The organism is Stenotrophomonas sp. 82F1, assembly GCF_056861525.1.
Window position 1 is genome coordinate 265,148 of the sequence record NZ_JBSPUD010000001.1, and the last position, 18,682, is coordinate 283,829.

Here is an 18,682-nt window from a genome sequence, read left to right on the forward strand (position 1 = left end):
TCAGCGAGCCGGTGGTGGCGGCAGCGACGTCTGTTCCGACTCGCCATTGAGCTTGGCCGTGATCTGGTCGTTGTCGCGGTCGATCGCCGTGCGCTCCAGCGGCCAGCGCATGACCTGGCCGGGCAGCACGTAGCCCAGCAGGCCGGGATGGACGATGCGCGGCCGCTCCGGGCTGCCCAGGGCGAGGTCGGCGATCTGCGCGTAGCTGTTGCCGGTATTGCCTACTTCCACGCCGTTGCGACCGTCGTCCAGCCGGACCAGGCGGGCGTGCAGCTGCGGTGCCAGCCGGCCGCCGGCGCCGGGTTGCACGAACACCGGGATGGAATAGCGCAGTACGAACTGCATGCCTTCGCTGCGCGTGGCCAGATCGGGCACCTCATCAACGATCAGCCGGTAGTACTGCTGCGCAGCCGGTGCGTCGGCAACGGCGCGCATGACCCGCACCAGCTGCTGCTGGCCCGCTGCCAGTTCCTGCATCGGTGGCGTAGCCAGCAGATCCTCGGTGGGCAGCAGTTGCTCCTTCCCGTCCTGCTGTACCCAACGGAACACCCTTACCTGCAGCTTCACCGGCGAGGTGCCGCTGTTGGTCAACCACAGTTCGCCAGCGCGCTGGCGTGCTTCCAGCTGCAGGCTGGTGGGGGCGACCTGCAGGCTGGTCGCCGAGGCCTCGTTGACCCCAAGCAGGCTGAAGACGAGCAGCGCCACGCCGGTGGCGCGCCACGGGCGGGATCCGGCCATGCGGGCGTGCTCCATCAATAGGTGATCGTGGCGGTAACGGTATCCAGGTAGTTGCCGGTAGCAGCGTTGGCCGTGCTCAGGTTGAGGATCTGGCCGTAGACGATGTAGGGCACCGCCAGCCCGGTGCCGATGCCGGCCTGGGTGTTGGTGCCGGTGGTGGCGCCCCAGACCAGGGTGTGTGCGGCATCCTGGTAGAGCTGGTAGCCCACGTAGTTGTTCGCGGTCACTGCGGCGTTGGTGTTCTTCATCCGCCGCGTGGTGACGTCATTGGCCGTGCCGGCATTGGCACCGGCATTCAGCGCGATGGTGTACGGGGTCAGCGCCGAGCACTGCGCGGTCACAGTGCCCTGGCCCAGGGTGGGGGTGGCGGTGGTGGAGGCGGCGGTACCGAAATCGACGTTGGTGGCTGCGGCCGCAGTAATCGTGCAGGCCTTGGTGACCACCAGGGTGACGTTGAACGTGGTGGTATCAGCGGCGGCCGCCGGGCCTGCCAGCAGCAGGGCCAGGGCCCAGGCCAAAGGGGAACGAGCTGCGGATCGCATGGACAACCTCCCTGACCCGAAGGTCCGTTGAACAGAGCGAAAACGGCACGTTCGGCGCCGCTTTGACGACAGTGGGGCCAGCGTAGGCACCGCAAGTGTCTGTATTCCGTGAGAAACAGGCTATCGAAAGGGTGTGGGCCATCACGCTTTCACCTTCCTTGCCGGATCCGTGCATGGCCCGGATCGCCAGTTGGGTGGCGTTCGTTCAGATTGCGGCCGGATCGGCGATAATGGGTGCCATGAGCGTGAATATCAAAACCCCGCAGGAAATCGAGATGATGCGCATCGCCGGCCGCCTGGCCAGCGAAGTGCTCGACATCGTCACCCCCCACGTCAAGCCCGGTGTCACGACCGAGGAACTGGACCGCATCTGCCACGACCACATCGTGAACGTGCAGGGCGCCATTCCGGCCAACGTCGGCTACCGCGGCTTCCCCAAGACCGTGTGCACCTCGGTCAACAATGTCATCTGCCACGGCATTCCCAGCGAAGGGAAGGTCCTCAAGGATGGCGACATCATCAATATCGACGTCACCGTCATCAAGGACGGCTGGCATGGCGACACCAGCCGCATGTACTTCGTCGGCACCCCGTCGGTGATGGCCAAGCGCCTGGTCGACGCCACCTATGAAGCCATGTGGCGCGGCATCCGCGCGGTGCGTCCGGGCGCAACCCTGGGCGACGTCGGCCATGCGATCCAGAGCTATGCCGAAGGCGAGCGTTTCAGCGTGGTGCGCGAGTACTGCGGCCACGGCATCGGCAAGGTCTACCACGATGAACCGCAGGTGGTGCATTACGGTCGCCCGGGCCAGGGCCTGGTGCTGCAGCCGGGCATGACCTTCACCATCGAGCCGATGATCAACGAGGGCACCCGCTACAACAAGGTGCTGCCCGATGGCTGGACCGTGGTGACCAAGGACCGCAAGCTGTCGGCGCAGTGGGAGCACATGATCGCGGTCACCGAGACCGGCGTGGACGTGCTGACCCTGTCGCCGGGCGAGTCGCAGGTCTCCTGAGGATGCTGCCGGCGAGTTCGCTGCTGGACACGCCGGCCGCGTCGCTCAACGACCCGGACTGGGCTGCTGCTGCGCGCGATGCGCTGCAGCAGGCCGATACGCGCCTGTACCGCCGCTTCGACCAGGGCGACAACATCGAGCGCCTGCTGGCGTTGCGCGCGCGCGCGGCCGATCACCTGATCCGCCATGCCTGGCAGCGCTGCCTGCCGGCCGACAGTGGCCTGTCGCTGTTCGCCGTGGGCGGCTATGGGCGCGGTGAACTGTTTCCGCGCTCGGACATCGACCTGCTGGTGTTCGGCGATTCGCCGGCGCAGCTGGCCCACGAGGAGGCGCTCGCGCGCCTGTTCGCGTTGCTGTGGGATTGTGGCCTGGCAGTCAGTCACGCAGTGCGTTCGGCCGCGCAATGCAGCGAGGCCGCTGCCGACCAGACCGTGCTGACGGCGTTGATCGAAGCGCGCCCGCTGATGGCCGATGAGGCAGCACGGCGCGCGCTGCGTGCGGCGGTGGATGACCGCGAACTGTGGCCACCGCGTGCGTTTTTCCTGGCCAAGCTCGAGGAACTGCGCAACCGCCACCAGCGCTTCGGTGATACCGCCGACAACCTGGAGCCGGACCTGAAGGATGGTCCCGGCGGCCTGCGCGATCTCAACACGCTGGGCTGGATGGCGCTGCGTGCGTTTGGCGTGCGCGATCTGGAAGCACTGGTCGGCCTCGGCCACCTGGGTGCTGACGAGGCCGCCGCGCTGAAACGCGAACGCGCGGTGCTGGCACGACTGCGCTTCGGCCTGCATCTGGTGGCGCGGCGCCCGGAAGAGCGCCTGCGCTTCGATTACCAGAAGACCCTGGCCGCGCGCCTGGGCTTTGAAGACGACGCCGAAAGCCTGGGCGTCGAGAAGATGATGCAGGGCTTCTACCGCGCCGCTTCGGTGGTGCGGCGGATCAGCGATCGTCTGCTGCAGCGCTTCGAGGAACAGTTCGATGGCGAGGCACAGCCCGAACCGCTGACCGTGGGGTTCGCCCTGCGCCGTGGCTATCTGGCGGCCAACGATGCCGACTGGCCGAACGCGGACATCGGCCAGGTCTTCGCGTTGTTCGCCAGCTGGGCCAATAATCCGCAGATCCGTGGCCTGCATTCGTTGACCGCGCGCGCGCTGGCCGAGTCGCTGCCGCTGCTGCCTGCCTATGACCAGGCAGATGCCGACGCGCGCGAACAGTTCATGGCCCTGCTGCGCGGCCAGCGCCCGGTCGACACGCTTTCGCGCATGGCCCGGCTGGGCGTGCTGGGGCAGTGGATTCCGGCGTTCGCCCAGGTCAGCGGGCGCATGCAGTTCGACCTGTTCCATGTCTACACCGTCGACCAGCACACGCTGATGGTCCTGCGCAACATGGGGCTGTTCGCCAGCAGTCGCGCCGACGAACGTTTCTCGATCGCCCATGAAGTCTGGCCGCGCCTGCGCAAGCCCGAACTGCTGCTGCTGGCCGGCCTGTTCCACGACATCGCCAAGGGCCGGGGCGGCGATCATTCCGAACTGGGCGCGGTCGATGCACGGGCGTTCTGCCACGCGCAGGGGCTGAGTGGTTCGGATACCGAACTGGTGGCCTGGCTGGTCGAACAGCACCTGCGGATGTCGGTGACCGCGCAGAAGCAGGACATCGCCGATGCGGACGTGATCCATCGTTTCGCGACCCTGGTCGGCAGCCGCGACCGTCTGGATTACCTCTATCTGCTGACCTGCGCCGACATCGCCGGCACCAGCCCGAAGCTGTGGAACGCGTGGAAGGACCGGCTGCTGGCCGATCTGTACTTCGCGACCCGGCGCGCGCTGCGCGAGGGCCTGGAGCACCCGGTGCCGGCCGCCGAGCGCGTGGCCGAAGCGCGCGACAGCGTGCGTGCGCTGGTGCGCGAGCAGGGCTACGACGATGCCACCATCGACCGCCAGTTCGCGGTGATGCCCGACGAAGGTTTCATCCGCCTGCGCCCGGAACAGCTGGCCTGGCAGGCCGCCGCGCTGGTACCGATCAAGCAGGGCCAGACGCTGGTGAAGGTGCGGCGGATCAGCGTCGATGACCCGGCATTGGAAGTGTTCGTGCACTCGCCGGACCGTGATGGCCTGTTCGCCGCGATCGTGATGACGTTGGACCGCAAGGGCTACGGCATCCACCGCGCGCGCGTTCTGGATGGACCGGCCGACACGATTTTCGATAATTTTGAAGTGAGCCCGGCCGATACGTTTGCCGATGGCAGCAGCGCCAACCTGGAAGCAGCATTGCGTGAGGCGCTCAGTGGCGATCTGACGCGGCTGCGTCCCTCGCGCCGGGTTGTGCCACGCCAGCTGCGCCATTTCCGTTTCGCCCCGCGCATCGAGTTCCGCGATGAACCCGGCGCAACCCGTTTTGCCCTGGTCGCACCCGACCGTCCCGGCCTGCTGGCCGACGTGGCGTTCGTGCTGCGCAACCAGGGACTGCGCGTGCAGGACGCGCGCATTGCCACATTCGGCGAACGCGCCGAAGACACCTTCGTGATCAGTGACGAACACGACCTCCCCCTGACTGAATCCGCCCGGCAGCAGCTGCATGACGCAATGCTGGCCTGCCTGGACCCTGATCGAAACGCCGGAGACCCCGCCTGATGGCCACCAAGCCTGCAAAGAAGACTGCCGCGACCGCCAAGAGCGCAGCAGCCAGAAAGACCACTGCCGCTGAGCCGGTTGCGAAGAAGACTGCCGCGCCGAAGAAGGCTGCGGTGAAGAAGGCGCCGGCGAAGAAGGCCCCGGCCAAGACCGCCGAAGCCGCGCGCGCCGAGAACATCGCACGCAAGTCACTGCGCAAGCCGGCCGGCCCGGGCGTGGAAGAACTGAAGTTCGGCATCGAAAGCGCCTTCGAGCGCCGCGCCACGCTGACCCTGCACGAACTGGAAGGCTCGACCCGTCCGCTGGTCAACCGTGTGATCGACGGCCTGGAAAGCGGCGAATTCCGCGTCGCCGAGCCGGACGGCCATGGTGGCTGGAAGGTCAACGAATGGCTGAAGAAGGCGGTGCTGCTGTATTTCCGCGTCAACGACATGGCCGTGGTCGATGCACGCCCGGCACCGTTCTGGGACAAGGTCGAATCGCGCTTTGCCGGCTATGACGAGGCCAAGTTCCGCCGTGGCGGCGTGCGCGTGGTGCCGGGTGCGATCGCCCGTCGCGGCACGTACTTCGGCAAGGACGTGGTGCTGATGCCGAGCTTCACCAACATCGGTGCCTACGTCGGCGAAGGCACCATGGTCGACACCTGGGCCACCGTCGGTTCCTGCGCGCAGATCGGCCAGCACTGCCACCTGTCCGGTGGTGCCGGCATCGGCGGCGTGCTCGAGCCGCTGCAGGCCAGCCCGACCATCATCGAAGACCATTGCTTCATCGGTGCGCGTTCGGAAGTGGTGGAAGGCGTGGTCGTCGGTCATCACAGCGTGATCGGCATGGGCGTGTTCCTCAGCCAGAGCACCCGCATCTACAACCGCGCCACCGGCGAAATCAGCTACGGCTACATCCCGCCGTACAGCGTGGTGGTGTCCGGCTCGCTGCCGAGCAAGGACGGTACCCACTCGCTGTACTGCGCGGTGATCGTCAAGCAGGTCGATGCCCGTACCCGCAGCAAGACCAGCGTCAACGACCTGCTGCGCGGCCTGGCCGACTGACGGAGCCGCACGCATGAGCACCACCGTCTACGGTCTGAAGAACTGCGATACCTGCAAGAAGGCGAGCAAGTGGCTGGACCGCTTCGGCGTGCCGTACACCTTCGTCGACTACCGCGACAACAAGCCCAGCCCGGAAACGCTGCTGGAATGGGCCGCCCAGCTGGGTGGCCTGGCGGCGATGGTCAACCGGTCCTCCACCACCTGGCGGCAGTTGCCGGACAACCGCAAGGCCGCCGATTCGGAGGCGGAGTGGAAACTGCTGCTGCGCGAGTACCCGCAGCTGATCAAGCGCCCGCTGGTGGTGACCGCCGACGGCAAGGTCAGCCAGGGTTTCAGTGACAACGGCTTCAAGGCGCGCTTCGGCGTGGGCGGCGCGTGAGCGCCGTCCTCGACCTGGCCTGCGATCTGATTGCACGGCCGTCGGTGACCCCGGACGATGCCGGTTGCCAGGCGCTGATCGGTCAACGTCTGCAGGCAGCCGGTTTCACCTGCGAGCACCTGCGGCTGGGCGAGGTCGACAACCTGTGGGCCACCCACGGCAGCGGCGCACCAGTGCTGGTCCTGCTGGGCCACACCGACGTGGTGCCGCCGGGCCCGCGCGAGGCATGGCAGAGCGATCCGTTCGCGCCGCAGATCCGCGATGGCGTGCTGTACGGTCGTGGCACCGCCGACATGAAGGGCAGCGTGGCTGCGTTCGTGGTCGCTGCCGAACAGTTCGTTGCCGCCCATCCGCAGCACACGGGCACGCTGGCGGTGCTGCTGACCAGTGATGAAGAGGGCGATGCCATCGATGGCGTGCGCCATGTCGCGCGGCTGTTCGCCGAGCGCGGCCAGCGCATCGACTGGTGCATCACCGGCGAGCCGTCGTCCACCTCCACGCTGGGCGACCTGCTGCGCGTGGGACGGCGTGGCAGCCTGTCGGCCAAGCTGCGCGTGCAGGGTGTGCAGGGGCATGTGGCCTATCCGGACAAGGCGCGCAATCCGATCCATCTTGCCGCGCCGATGCTGGCCGAACTGAGCGCACGGCGCTGGGACGAGGGCTACGAGAGCTTCCCGTCGACCAGCCTGCAGATCTCCAACATCCATGCCGGTACCGGCGCCAACAACGTGATTCCCGGTGAGCTGGAGGTGGATTTCAACATCCGCTACAACCCGCATTGGGATGCACCGAAGCTGGAGGCGGAGATCACTGCGTTGCTGGACCGTCATGGCCTGCAGTACACGCTGAAGTGGCACCGCAGCGGCGAGCCGTTCTACACGCCCGAAGGGACGTTGCGTGCAGCGGCGCGCGCGGTCCTTGCCGAGCACACCGGACGCGCGCCGGAAGAGAGCACCGGGGGGGGCACCTCCGATGCGCGCTTCATCGCGCCACTGGGTGCGCAGTGCATCGAAGTCGGCCCGGTCAACGCCAGCATCCACCAGGTGGATGAGAACGTGCGCGTGGACGAGCTGGAGGCGCTGCCGGGGCTGTACCAGCGACTGGTTGAACGCCTGCTGGTGTGAGGACGGTGGGTGCCGACCGTTGGTCGGCACGCCTTCCTGTAGAGCCGAGCCATGCTCGGCTGATTTTCCCTGGTAGATGCAGCCGAGCATGGCTCGGCTCTACTATTCCGAAAAAATGAAGAATGGCGGCTCGACCGCTTTCTTCCAGTAGCTCGGCGCGGCCATGTAGAAGCGCTGCGCCTCGGCCTTGGCGAACCAACGCGCCGCCGCATCGCTGTCCCTCTCCACGCCCGGCGCACTCCGGCCCAGCAGCAGCCCGGCGAAGTACTGGCCGAACACATTGCCCTGTTCCGCGGCACGCTGATACATCTGCAGCGCGCGTGCCGGATCGCGCGGCAGGCCCACGCCTTTTTCAAGCAGTGCGCCCAGATCCACCTGCGCTTCGGCATCGCCACGCTCAGCGCGACGCTGGATCTGCGCAACCAGCGGATGCACGGTGTCACCCTGCGCAGCCACCGCATCCGGCAGTCGCGATGATGAACTCGCGTAGCGCTGGTAGATCATTCCGCGCAGGTCCCAGCGCAGCGCCTGTTGTGCGTCACCACGCTGGCGATAGGCCGTGGCGAGCCCGTAGAACGCATAGGGATTGCCGTGGTTGGCCGCCGCCAGGTAGGCGCGTTCGCCACGTCGCCAGGACGCGCGCAGCACCGGTGCCGGGTTGATGTGGGGGCTGTCGGCATGGCGCAGCGTGCCGGAGATCCAGATCCGGCCCAGTGCTTCTTCCGCCTTGGTGTTGTGGAAGGTCCAGGGGGTGACTGCCGCCGCACGCTCGTAATAGGCAATGGCGCGCGGATCGTTGAAGCGTTCAAAGGTTTCCGCGGTATCAAAGGCACCGTCGAAGCTGCCGTCGGTTCCGCGTTGTTCCAGTGCCTGTTGCTGGGCCGGCGGCAGGGCCGAGGGAGGAGGCAGAGTCTGGCAAGCGGCCAGGCCCAGGCAGAGCAGGGCGGCCAGCGCCGCGGTGCGTCCATTGCAGTGTTGCATTCCCGTTACACGATTCAGGGCGGGCCATTATGCGCTTCAGGACGTGGTTGCCGACGCAACTGTTGCGCGGCGGCGGAAACCGGGGTAGGGTCGATGCCATGTCGATCCGCCTGGCCACCGCCGTCAACAACAACAACCGCAATAATCTGCGCGCGAATAATCGTGCGCGGCCGATGCGGGACTGCGCCCTGGGTAGATAGACAGCAACATACGCCCGGACACCAGAAAACCCGCATCGGCCGATGCGGGTTTTTTTGTGCCCGGGCGCAGCCCCACCCGGGCCTGGATGGCCGGTCGAACACCTTCCCCCCGTGTACTTCCCCACAACAGGAGTTCCACCCATGTGTTCGATCTTCGGTATTTTCGGCCTGCAGGCCGGTGACGATCTTCCTTCCCTGCGTCGCCATGCGCTGGAGCTGTCGCAGCGCCAGCGCCATCGTGGCCCGGACTGGAGCGGCGTGTACCTGGACGAAGGCGCGCTGCTGGTCCACGAGCGCCTGGCCATCGTCGATCCGGCCGGCGGCTCGCAGCCGCTGCTGTCCGCGGACGGGCAGCTGGCGCTGGCGGTCAACGGCGAGATCTACAACCACCAGCAGCTCAAGGCCGGCCTCGCCGAAGCCTATGCCTTCCAGACCGGTTCGGACTGCGAGGTGATCAACGCGCTGTACCGCCAGGGCGGATCGCCGGCGCAGTGGCTGGAACAGCTGAACGGCATCTTCGCTTTTGCTTTGTGGGATCGCAGTGCCAGTCGTGTACTGATCGCGCGGGATCCGGTTGGCGTGGTGCCCCTGTACTGGGGCCATGATGCGCAGGGGCGGCTGCGGGTCGCTTCGGAAATGAAGGCGCTGGTCGATACCTGCGCCGACGTTGCCCAGTTCCCGCCGGGCCATTACTACGACAGCGCCAGCGGCGAACTGGTGCGCTACTACCAGCAGCCGTGGCGCGAGTACGACGACGTGCAGGGTCGCCAGGCCGATCTCGCCGAGCTGCGCCAGGCCTTTGAACATGCGGTCGAACGCCAGTTGATGAGTGACGTGCCGTATGGCGTGCTGCTGTCGGGCGGGCTGGATTCATCGCTGGTGGCCGCCGTGGCAGCACGTTATGCGCGCCGTCGCATCGAAGATGGCGGCCAGAGCGAAGCCTGGTGGCCGCGCCTGCATTCGTTCGCCATCGGCCTGAAGGGTTCGCCGGATCTGGCCGCTGCTGCGGTCGCCGCCGAAGCACTGGGCACCGTGCACCACGGCTTCGAATACACCTTCGAGGAAGGACTGGATGTGTTGCCGGAGGTGATCCGCCACATTGAAACCTACGACGTCACCACCATCCGCGCCTCCACGCCGATGTTCCTGCTGGCGCGCCGGATCAAGGCGATGGGCGTGAAAATGGTGCTGTCCGGCGAAGGCAGCGATGAGATCTTCGGCGGCTATCTGTACTTCCACAAGGCACCGGACGCGCGCGAATTCCACCAGGAACTGGTGCGCAAGCTCGACGCCCTGCACAACTACGATTGCCTGCGCGCCAACAAGTCGATGATGGCCTGGGGCGTGGAGCCGCGCGTTCCGTTCCTGGACCGCGAGTTCCTCGACGTGGCGATGCGTTTCGATGCCGCGCACAAGATGGTCGGCGCCGGCTTCGGTGGTCGCCGCATCGAGAAGGCAGTGCTGCGCGAGGCCTTCGAGGGCTACCTGCCCGACAGCATCCTGTGGCGGCAGAAGGAGCAGTTCAGCGATGGCGTTGGCTACGGTTGGATCGATGGCCTGAAGGCGCATGCCGAAGCCCAGGTCAGCGACCGCGTGCTGGCCGCCGCCGACAAGCGCTTCCCGCACAACCCGCCGCAGACCAAGGAGGCGTACTACTACCGCCACCTGTTCGAGCAGTTCTTCCCCAGCCACGCCGCGGCTGAAACCGTGCCGGGTGGCAAGTCGATCGCCTGTTCCTCGCCGGCGGCCATTGCCTGGGATGCCAGCTTCGCCGCTGCCGCCGATCCGTCGGGCCGCGCCATCGCCGGCGTGCACGAGCAGGCGTTGGCCTGACCGGCAGTGCCCGGTCGCCTGACAACGGTAGCGCCGGACCATGCCCGGCGAGCGCACAGCGCCGGAGCAGGCAAGGACGTATCATCGGCGCCCTGCACATTGGGGAATGTTCATGGACGTACAGACCGGAGGTCCCGCGCGACCGACGAAGTGGGCGTGGCGGTACCTGGTATGGGCTGGCGTGCCGTTGCTGGTCGGCCTGCTGCTGGCCCGCTATGCCGGGCCCGGGCTGCCGACGGTGGCCAGCAAGGCCGAGGCCGTGGTCGGCAGTGATTGGGCGCATCACCTGGCCTCGCCGCTCGGCCTGTTCCTGCTGCAGCTGCTGGTGCTGTTGCTGGTCGCCAAGGGTGCCGGCGCGCTGTTGAAGCGTTTCGGACAGCCGGCCGTGATCGGCGAGATGGCCGCTGGCCTGATGATGGGGCCGCTGTTGCTGGGCAGTCTGCTGCCACAGGTGCACGGCGCGCTGTTCCCGGCCGCTTCGCTGGGGCCGCTGGGCATGCTCAGCCAGCTGGGCGTGCTGATGTTCCTGCTGGTGGCCGGCGCCGAGCTGGATCTGGGCGCGCTGCGTGGGCGTCGCCGATTCGCCTTCACTGTCAGCCACGCCGGCATCGCGGTGCCGTTCGTGCTCGGCGTGGTCCTGGCGATCTGGCTGTATCCGCAGCACGGTCCGCAGGGCGTGGGTTTCACCGCGTTCGCGCTGTTCGTTGGCATCTCGATGAGCATCACCGCCTTCCCGGTGCTGCTGCGCATCCTCGCTGATCGCGGCATCACCCACACATCGCTGGGGCAGACCGCCATCGCCTGCGCGGCGCTGGGCGATGCGACCGCGTGGTGCCTGCTGGCGCTGATCGTGGCGGCAGCGCAGGCCACTGGCTGGCTGCCGGCCAGCCTCAACCTGCTGTGCGTGGTGGCGTTCATCGCGCTGATGCTGGGGCTGGTGAAGCCATGGTTTGCCCGCCAGACCATCGCGCCGGGTCGCGAAGGACGCTGGCTGCTGGGCATCCTGCTGCTGTCATTGGCCAGTGCGCTGGTTACCGAAGTGCTCGGCATCCACGCGCTGTTCGGCGCATTCGCTGCGGGTGTGGCGGTGTCGTCCAACGCGCAGCTGCGGCAGCTGCTGGTGGCCAGGGTCGAACCGTTCGCGGTGACCCTGCTGCTGCCGCTGTTCTTCGCCATGACCGGCCTGCGCATGCGTGCCGACGCGCTGCAGGGCAGCGACATCCTGTTGTGCGTGGTGGTGATCGCCGTGGCCACGGTGGGCAAGCTGCTGGGCACCTGGAGTGCGGCGCGCAGCACCGGCATGGCCTCGCGCGAAGCGTGGCGACTGGGGGCGCTGATGAACACCCGCGGGTTGATGGAACTGATCGTGCTCAACCTGGGCTACGAACTGGGCCTGCTCGGCGACCGCCTGTTCGCGGTGCTGGTGATCATGGCGCTGGTGACCACTGCGATGACCGGGCCGCTGTTGAACCTGATCGAGCGCCGCAAGGCCTGAGCCGGTCGCGCGGGCGGGCATTTTGTAGAGCCGAGCCCATGCTCGGCTCCGCACCAGAAGCAGCCGAGCATGGGCTCGGCTCTACAGCGTGCAGCGCACCCTCGGGCATGTCGGTGCCGCCGTCAGTGCACCGGCACCAGCGTCATCGTGTGCTGTGCCTTGCCGGGCAGGAACGGGGTGGGGCGACCATGCACCCAATCCTCGTGTCCCGCGCCCCAGTAAGGCGATAGCGGATGGCCGCTCTGCCCACCCGGCATGTGCACGATGCCGTCGGCCTCGTGGCCGGGCGAGACCACCATCCGCTGCGAGGCGCCGAAGGACGGCGTCTGTACACGCGGCATGTCACGGTCGCCGGGCAGCGGATCGGCCGGCATGCACAACCAGCGGCTGGCGAAGGCGGGCAGGGCGCGCGCGACCGGGTGGCAGATCGCTGCGGTGTTGCGCTCGCCCCAGCTGCGGTGTGCCAGCGGTCCCTGCGTGGACAGCTCCGCTTCGGTGCGACGAGCAGCATCGGCCAGCAGCGCATCCCAGCTGGTGTACGCCGGCGGCAGCAGGTTGGCGGGCCGCTGTTCCAGCATCGGCCAGGCCACGCCTTCCAGCTGCGCCAGGCGTGGTGCCAGGAAATCCTCGCCCAGCTGCGCCCGGGCCGGCGCCAGCAGCGCATCGGTCAGCGTGTCGAGCACCTGTGTACGGAACTCGCGCACCGCCCGGTAGCTGGTCGAATGGATCGCGGCGCGTCCTTCCCAATGCGCGCTCGCAGCACCCAATCGCTTCAGTGCCGGATCGTCGCTGTGCTCGATCACCTCCTGCAGCAGCACCCACCAGCGCTGCAGGAACACCGCGCGCTCGTCCAGCTGGATCGCCAGCAGGTCGTGTTCGTCGAAGCGTTCCTGGGTGGCCAGCAGATCACGGATCTGCCGTCCGCGTGCGCCGAGGTCGTAGCCGCCATTGCCGACGGTGGCAAGGGTTGCCTCGTCCACCACGCGGCTGTTGGCGGTCCACAGCCGATGGCTGGGCGGATCGATCAGGCTCGGCGCGGCGTCGCTGCGGATCGGCCAGGGCGCGCAGCCCTGGTTGGCCTGATTGTCATTGAAACCCAGTGGCGCGCAGTGCGGGCCACGGTCGGGCCGCGCGCCGATGAGGCGCCACGCGATGCGTCCGCTGCGGTCGCCGATCACCAGGTTCTGCGCGGGAATGCCGGCATGGTCGGCGATCTGCAGGGCCTGGTCGAGATCGGCGGCGCGTGCCATGTCGGCGAAGTCCATGCGCACCGCGCCCGGCAACTGCGCGACCCAGCGCAGGGCGTCGCCGCTGCCATCGGCGTGGGTGTGCAGGATTGGCCCCCACGCGGTTTCGCGTACCGGGAAACGCACGTCGGCGCCGCCAGCCACCACGATCCGCTCCTCATGCACGGTCACCACAGCGTCGGCGGGTTCGCTGCGGAAGTCGGCAGTATCGATGTAGCTGTTGGTGAAGCCCCACGCGACATGGCCATTGCTGCCGACGATCACCGCGGGCACGCCCGGCAGCGAGAAGCCGCTGACGTCGACCTGGCCGCCTGCGGCCTGCGGATCGGGGTAGCGCAGGCGCACACGGAACCACAGGCTGGGCGCGCGCAGGCCCAGATGCATGTCGTCGGCGACGATCGCACGGCCATCGGCGGTCAGCGCACCGGCAACGGCGAAATTGTTGCTGCCGACCGCGTCGGCATCTTCGGCAGTTGCGCCGCTCGAAGCCTTCAGTGTGTGCAGGTCCAGCTGGTTGGCGTCGGGCAGGGTGGCATTGCCGCGGGGAGCGCCGGCCAGCGGCGCGTCCCACTCGCTGCCGTCGTGCGCCAGCAGGGCGTACAGGGCCGGCGGCACCACCGCGCGGATGCGCTGCAGGGCCAGTTCGGACGGGTTGCTGGGGTCCTGCAGGTCGGCGTACATGGCCAGGCCCGCCAGCACGCTGTCGCTGGCCTGCCACGGTTGCGGCGCCTGCCGCAGCAGCAGGTAGGCCCATGGCCGTACCGCCAGGCTGTCCAGGCCCTGGTTGACCCCGTCCACATAGGCGCGCACGGCTGTAGGGTCGCTGCCCAGCGCATCCTGCAGATGGGCCTCGGTGCGCGCGCGCAGGCGGTGCACCCGCATGCGCTTGTCGGCCTCGATCGCCTTCGCCCCGAACAGCGCGGACAGCTCACCGGCGGCACTGCGCCGCATCAGGTCCATTTCGAAATAGCGTTCCTGCGCATGAATACGGCCGAGCGCCCGCAGCGCATCGGCCTTGTTGCCGGCGGTGATGGTGACCACCCCCAGCGCATCGCGCTCCACGGTGACCTTGCCGGCCAGCCCGGGCAAAGGGCGCTCGCCGTCCAGCTCGGCCAGGCTGCCGCGCAGCAGCAACCACAGGACCAGCACCGCGAGCAGCACGATCGCGACCAGCGCACCCAGAATCCACCGCCACGTACGACGCATTGCAGGTCCTTCCCGAGCATGTCGGCCGATTGTAGCCGCAGGCGCAACTGCGACTGATTCCGATTAGATCACCGTATTTCCAGATGGGGCACCATGGGCGCCATCGATTCACAGGAGCTCCCCCCATGAAAGGCAACCCGGACGTCATCGCCTGCCTGAAGGAACTGCTGCGCGGCGAACTCGCCGCCCGCGACCAGTACTTCATCCACTCCCGCCGCTACGAGGACCAGGGCCTGTTCGCGCTGTACGAACGCCTGAACCACGAGATGGAAGAAGAGACCCAGCATGCCGACGCGCTGCTGCGCCGGATCCTGTTCCTGGGCGGCGACCCGGACATGCGCCCGCACGCCACCGAGCCGGGCAAGACCGTGGAGGAGATGCTGCGCAAGGACCTGGACACCGAATACGCCGTTCGCAACAACCTCGCCGCCGGCATGAAGCTGTGCGAGGAGAAGGGTGACTACGTGAGCCGCGACATGCTGCTGGCGCAGTTGAAGGACACCGAGGAAGACCACGCGTGGTGGCTGGAACAGCAGCTGGGCCTGATCAAGCGCATCGGCCTGGAGCTGTACCAGCTGAGCAAGATCGACGGCAGCGGCGCCCCGGCGCACTGACCGCTTGATGTAGAGCCGAGCCATGCTCGGCTGCTGCACCTGATGTAGAGCCAAGCCATGCTTGGCTGCTTTCCGCAGAATCACAACGTCCCGTCGCCCGCCAGCACCGGAGCACCGCCAGCCAGCCTTCGCCAGCCAGCTGCTCCACCGCCCGCCAGCCGACAAACAAAGAAGCCGGGGAATGCCCCGGCTTTTTTGTGTCTGACGTCCGGGGTCGGATCCGTTTTCGAAGAAAACGGCTCTGACCCCATCGGGTGAGGCGTGCCAACCAAGGTTGGCATCTACCAGAGGTGATGCCTGGGGTCGGAGCCCTTTCCGCTGGAAAGGGATCCGACCCCGCGGCTCATTCGACCGACAGCCCTTCCACCTTCTGCCAGCCGCGCGGCAGCAGGTGGCCACGGGTGGCGCGGGCGCCCAGATAGGCCTCGAGCTCGTTGAACTTCAGGCCCATCGTGCGCTGGCCACTGCGCACCTGCAGGGTCTGCCCCGGGCTGATCGCCACGATTGCCACCACGCGTTCGGTGGCGAGCTTGGCCTTGGGGATCTCGATGATCTTGTTGCCCTTGCCCTTGTCCAGTTCAGGCAGGTCGTTGGCGGCGATCGCCAGCAGGTTGCCCGAACTGGTCACCGCGACGATGCGGTCGGTGGCCACGTTGGCTACCACCGACGGCGTAAGCACCGACGAGCCCGCCGACAGGTTCAGCATCGCCTTGCCGGCCTTGTTGCGGCCGATCAGGTTCTCGAAGCGGGTGACGAAACCATAGCCGTGGGTCGAGGCCAGCACGAAGCGGGTATCCGGCTCGGCGCTGGCCAGGGTCACGAAGCTGGTGCCCGGCGCCGGCGAGAAGCGGCCGGTCAGCGGTTCACCGTTGCCGCGTGCCGAGGGCAGGGTATGCACCGGCGTGGAGTAGGCACGGCCTTCGCTGTCCAGGAACGCGACCTGCTGGGTGCTGCGTGCACGCACCGCGCCCTGCAGGGCATCACCATCGCGGTAGGACAGGGTCGAGGCGTCGATGTCGTGGCCCTTGGCCGCGCGGATCCAGCCCTTCTCGGACATCACCACCGTCATCGGCTCGCTCGGCACCAGCTCGGTCTCGTCGATGGCCTGCGCGGCCTGGCGCTGCACCAGCGGCGAACGGCGCGCGTCACCGAACTTCTTGGCATCGGCCTGCAGCTCGTCGCGGATCAGCTTCTTCAGCTTGGCCTTGCTGTCGAGGATGCTCAGGATCTTGTCGCGTTCCTTGGCCAGCTCGTCCTGCTCGCCACGGATCTTCATCTCTTCCAGGCGGGCCAGCTGCTTCAGCTTGGTTTCCAGGATGTACTCGGCCTGGTCTTCGGACAGGCCGAAGCGCGCGATCAGCGCCGCCTTCGGTTCGTCCTCGGTACGGATGATGTGGATCACCTCGTCCAGGTTGAGGAACGCCACCAGCAGGCCTTCCAACAGGTGCAGGCGACGCTCGACCTTCTGCAGGCGGTGCTGCAGGCGGCGGGTGACGGTGCTGCTGCGGAACGCCAGCCATTCGCTGAGCAGCGTCTTCAGGTTCTTCACCTGCGGACGGCCGTCCAGCCCGATCACGTTGAGGTTGACGCGGTAGCTGCGCTCCATGTCCGTGGTCGCGAACAGGTGGCCCATCAGCTGCTCGGCGTCGACGCGGTTCGAGCGCGGCACCAGCACCACGCGCACCGGGTTGGCGTGGTCGGACTCATCGCGGATGTCTTCCAGCCACGGCAGCTTCTTGGCGCGCATCTGCGCGGCGATCTGCTCGATCACCTTCGACGGCGACACCTGGAACGGCAACGCGGTGACCACCACGTTGTGCGCTTCCTTGATGTAGGTCGCACGCGCACGCACGCTGCCGTTGCCGGTCTCGTACATGTTCCGCAGGTCGTTGGCCGGGGTGATGATCTCGGCGTTGGACGGGTAGTCGGGGCCCTTCACGTGCTCGCACAGGTCGCGCACGCTGGCGTCCGGATCGTCCAGCAGGTGCAGCAGCGCGCTGACGATCTCATTGAGGTTGTGCGGCGGCACATCGGTGGCCATGCCCACGGCGATGCCGGTGGTGCCGTTCAGCAGCAGATGCGGCAGACGTGCCGGCATCCAGGTCGGCTCCTGCAGGGTGCCGTCGAAGTTCGGCGCCCAGTCGGTGGTGCCCTGGCCCAGTTCGCCCAGCAGTACTTCGGCGATCGGGGTCAGCTTGGATTCGGTGTAACGCATCGCCGCGAACGACTTCGGGTCATCGCTGGAACCGAAGTTGCCCTGGCCTTCGATCAGCGGGTAACGGTACGAGAACGGCTGCGCCATCAGCACCAGCGCTTCGTAGCACGCGCTGTCGCCATGCGGGTGGTACTTACCGATGACGTCACCGACGGTACGCGCGGACTTCTTCGGCTTGGACGCGGCATTCAGGCCCAGCTCGCTCATCGCATAGATGATGCGGCGCTGCACGGGCTTCAGGCCGTCGCCGAGGAACGGCAGGGCGCGATCCAGGACCACGTACATCGAGTAGTCGAGGTAGGCGCGTTCGGCGTACTCGCGCAGCGGCAGTTGTTCGAAACCGTGGAACACGGGGCGGGCAAGATCGGTCATGCGGCGTTGTTACCTATGTCGGGAGGCGGTGACGGCGGTCGCCGCTCTCAATCCAGTGATTATCCGGATGCGGCGGGGGATGCCAAGCCGCGTGCAGGATCCAGGCCCGGTTCCAGGCCGTGGCCGGCCCGTGCCAGGTAGCGTCCGGGCGGTAGCCCGAAGTGTCGCCGGAACACGGTGACGAAGGCGCTGGCGCTGCTGAAGCCCAGTGCGTGGGCGATGTCGGCCACGCTGCGGCCCTCGCTGAGCTGGCGAAGCGCCTCGGCCAGCCGCGCCTGCTGGCGCCACTGGGCGAAGCTGAGGGTGGTCTCGTCGCGGAAATGGCGGGTCAGGCTGCGCGGCGACAGGCCGGCCCAATGCGCCCACTGCGCCAGGCCGCGCTCGTCGGCCGGGTCGGCCAGCAGCTGCGAGGCGATCTTCAGCAGGCGCCGGTCGCGTGGCATCGGCAGATGCATGCGCTGGCGCGGCGCGGCGCGGATCTCGTCCAGCAGCACGTTGATGATGTGCTGCCGCTCGGTGGTGCTCTCGTAGTCCTGCGGCCAGTCGCAGAGGCGTTCGGCCACCGCCTGCGCCAGGCGGGAGATGCCCAGCACGCACGGATCGGCCGGCAGTTCGGCGCACAGCGGTGCGGCCAGCACCATGCCCCAGCCGCGCAGGGGGCCATCGATGTGGACCGTATGTGGTTCGGCCGGTGGCATCCAGCCCGCCGAGCCGGGCGCCAGCGACCAGGTGCCATGCGAGGTGCGGGTGGTCAGCAGGCCACGTTCAACGCAGATCAGCTGCGCGCGGACGTGGTGATGCCAGTCCACTTCGCGGGCCAGGCCCTGCGGGCTGTCGAAGCGGAAGGCGATGACCGGCGGGCCGTCATTGCGCTCGAACCAGTCCAGCGCTTCTTCACGCAGCAGGGTGGCCGGTCCGGGTTCGCCCGCCTTCACGTGGGCTGGCGGTGGCTTGAATGTGACATTCATTGGCTGGATTGTACTACCGGGCCAGTTGGGAGCGCCATTAAGGTGGCGCCTTCACCTGATCCAGCCCATTGCTGCA

Annotated in this window: 14 protein-coding genes; 8 read left to right on the forward strand and 6 right to left on the reverse strand. The window is 67.5% G+C overall.

Annotated elements, in window-relative coordinates:
* Both AC13GI_RS01135 and AC13GI_RS01140 read right to left on the reverse strand, forming a co-directional pair.
* The gene (locus AC13GI_RS01135; RefSeq protein WP_482995265.1) at positions 1-753 is read right to left on the reverse strand and encodes a fimbrial biogenesis chaperone; all 753 of its coding nucleotides are present in this window, start codon (positions 751-753) and stop codon (positions 1-3) included.
* Positions 753-1,280, reverse strand: coding sequence for a Csu type fimbrial protein (locus AC13GI_RS01140; protein ID WP_099821422.1), 528 nt, complete (start codon positions 1,278-1,280; stop codon positions 753-755). The genes AC13GI_RS01135 and AC13GI_RS01140 overlap by 1 nt, the downstream gene beginning before the upstream one ends.
* Positions 1,281-1,453: 173 nt before the next feature.
* Here AC13GI_RS01140 and map point away from each other — a divergent pair, with 173 nt between their 5' ends.
* The 5 genes from map to dapE are packed head-to-tail and all read left to right on the forward strand — an operon-like array spanning position 1,454 to position 7,475.
* Positions 1,454-2,296, forward strand: a complete 843-nt coding sequence (gene map / locus AC13GI_RS01145; RefSeq protein ID WP_100464301.1) for a type I methionyl aminopeptidase — start codon at positions 1,454-1,456, stop codon at positions 2,294-2,296.
* Positions 2,297-2,316: 20 nt separating this feature from the next.
* On the forward strand, positions 2,317-4,926 hold the full coding sequence (locus AC13GI_RS01150; RefSeq protein WP_482995380.1) for a [protein-PII] uridylyltransferase: 2,610 nt from the start codon (positions 2,317-2,319) through the stop codon (positions 4,924-4,926).
* Entirely contained in the window at positions 4,926-5,972 is a 1,047-nt protein-coding gene (gene dapD / locus AC13GI_RS01155; RefSeq protein WP_367785499.1) for a 2,3,4,5-tetrahydropyridine-2,6-dicarboxylate N-succinyltransferase, read from the forward strand. Before AC13GI_RS01150 ends, dapD begins: the two co-directional genes overlap by 1 nt.
* Positions 5,973-5,985: 13 nt before the next feature.
* Positions 5,986-6,351 carry an arsenate reductase gene (locus AC13GI_RS01160; RefSeq protein ID WP_165376701.1) on the forward strand — a complete coding sequence of 122 codons (366 nt, stop codon included), beginning with the start codon at positions 5,986-5,988 and terminating at the stop codon, positions 6,349-6,351.
* Positions 6,348-7,475: a succinyl-diaminopimelate desuccinylase gene (dapE, locus tag AC13GI_RS01165; RefSeq protein WP_099821417.1), complete on the forward strand. Its 1,128-nt coding sequence runs from the start codon at positions 6,348-6,350 to the stop codon at positions 7,473-7,475. The genes AC13GI_RS01160 and dapE overlap by 4 nt, the downstream gene beginning before the upstream one ends.
* Positions 7,476-7,577: 102 nt before the next feature.
* On the opposite strand, the gene AC13GI_RS01170 is transcribed toward dapE, so the two are convergent.
* Entirely contained in the window at positions 7,578-8,456 is an 879-nt protein-coding gene (locus AC13GI_RS01170; RefSeq protein ID WP_099821416.1) for a tetratricopeptide repeat protein, read from the reverse strand.
* 341 nt (positions 8,457-8,797) lie between these two features.
* Between AC13GI_RS01170 and asnB the strand changes: the two genes are divergently transcribed.
* Both asnB and AC13GI_RS01180 read left to right on the forward strand, forming a co-directional pair.
* Complete coding sequence (gene asnB, locus AC13GI_RS01175) at positions 8,798-10,489, forward strand: asparagine synthase B (RefSeq protein WP_482995266.1); 1,692 nt, start codon at positions 8,798-8,800, stop codon at positions 10,487-10,489.
* A 106-nt stretch (positions 10,490-10,595) separates the two neighbouring features.
* Positions 10,596-11,984 (forward strand): cation:proton antiporter domain-containing protein, encoded by a 1,389-nt coding sequence (locus AC13GI_RS01180; protein WP_482995267.1) that lies wholly within the window; start codon positions 10,596-10,598, stop codon positions 11,982-11,984.
* A gap of 122 nt (positions 11,985-12,106) precedes the next feature.
* Here AC13GI_RS01180 and AC13GI_RS01185 read toward each other — a convergent pair whose 3' ends face one another.
* Positions 12,107-14,437, reverse strand: coding sequence for a penicillin acylase family protein (locus AC13GI_RS01185; protein WP_482995268.1), 2,331 nt, complete (start codon positions 14,435-14,437; stop codon positions 12,107-12,109).
* Between the two features lie 125 nt (positions 14,438-14,562).
* On the opposite strand from AC13GI_RS01185, the gene bfr reads away from it, so the two are divergent.
* Entirely contained in the window at positions 14,563-15,051 is a 489-nt protein-coding gene (gene bfr, locus AC13GI_RS01190) for a bacterioferritin (RefSeq protein ID WP_025877631.1), read from the forward strand.
* A gap of 343 nt (positions 15,052-15,394) precedes the next feature.
* On the opposite strand, the gene parC is transcribed toward bfr, so the two are convergent.
* A complete protein-coding gene (parC, locus tag AC13GI_RS01195) occupies positions 15,395-17,638 on the reverse strand; it encodes a DNA topoisomerase IV subunit A (RefSeq protein WP_482995269.1) in 2,244 nt (747 codons plus the stop codon).
* A gap of 59 nt (positions 17,639-17,697) precedes the next feature.
* Positions 17,698-18,606: an AraC family transcriptional regulator gene (locus AC13GI_RS01200; protein WP_482995270.1), complete on the reverse strand. Its 909-nt coding sequence runs from the start codon at positions 18,604-18,606 to the stop codon at positions 17,698-17,700.
* Positions 18,607-18,682: the final 76 nt, after the last annotated feature.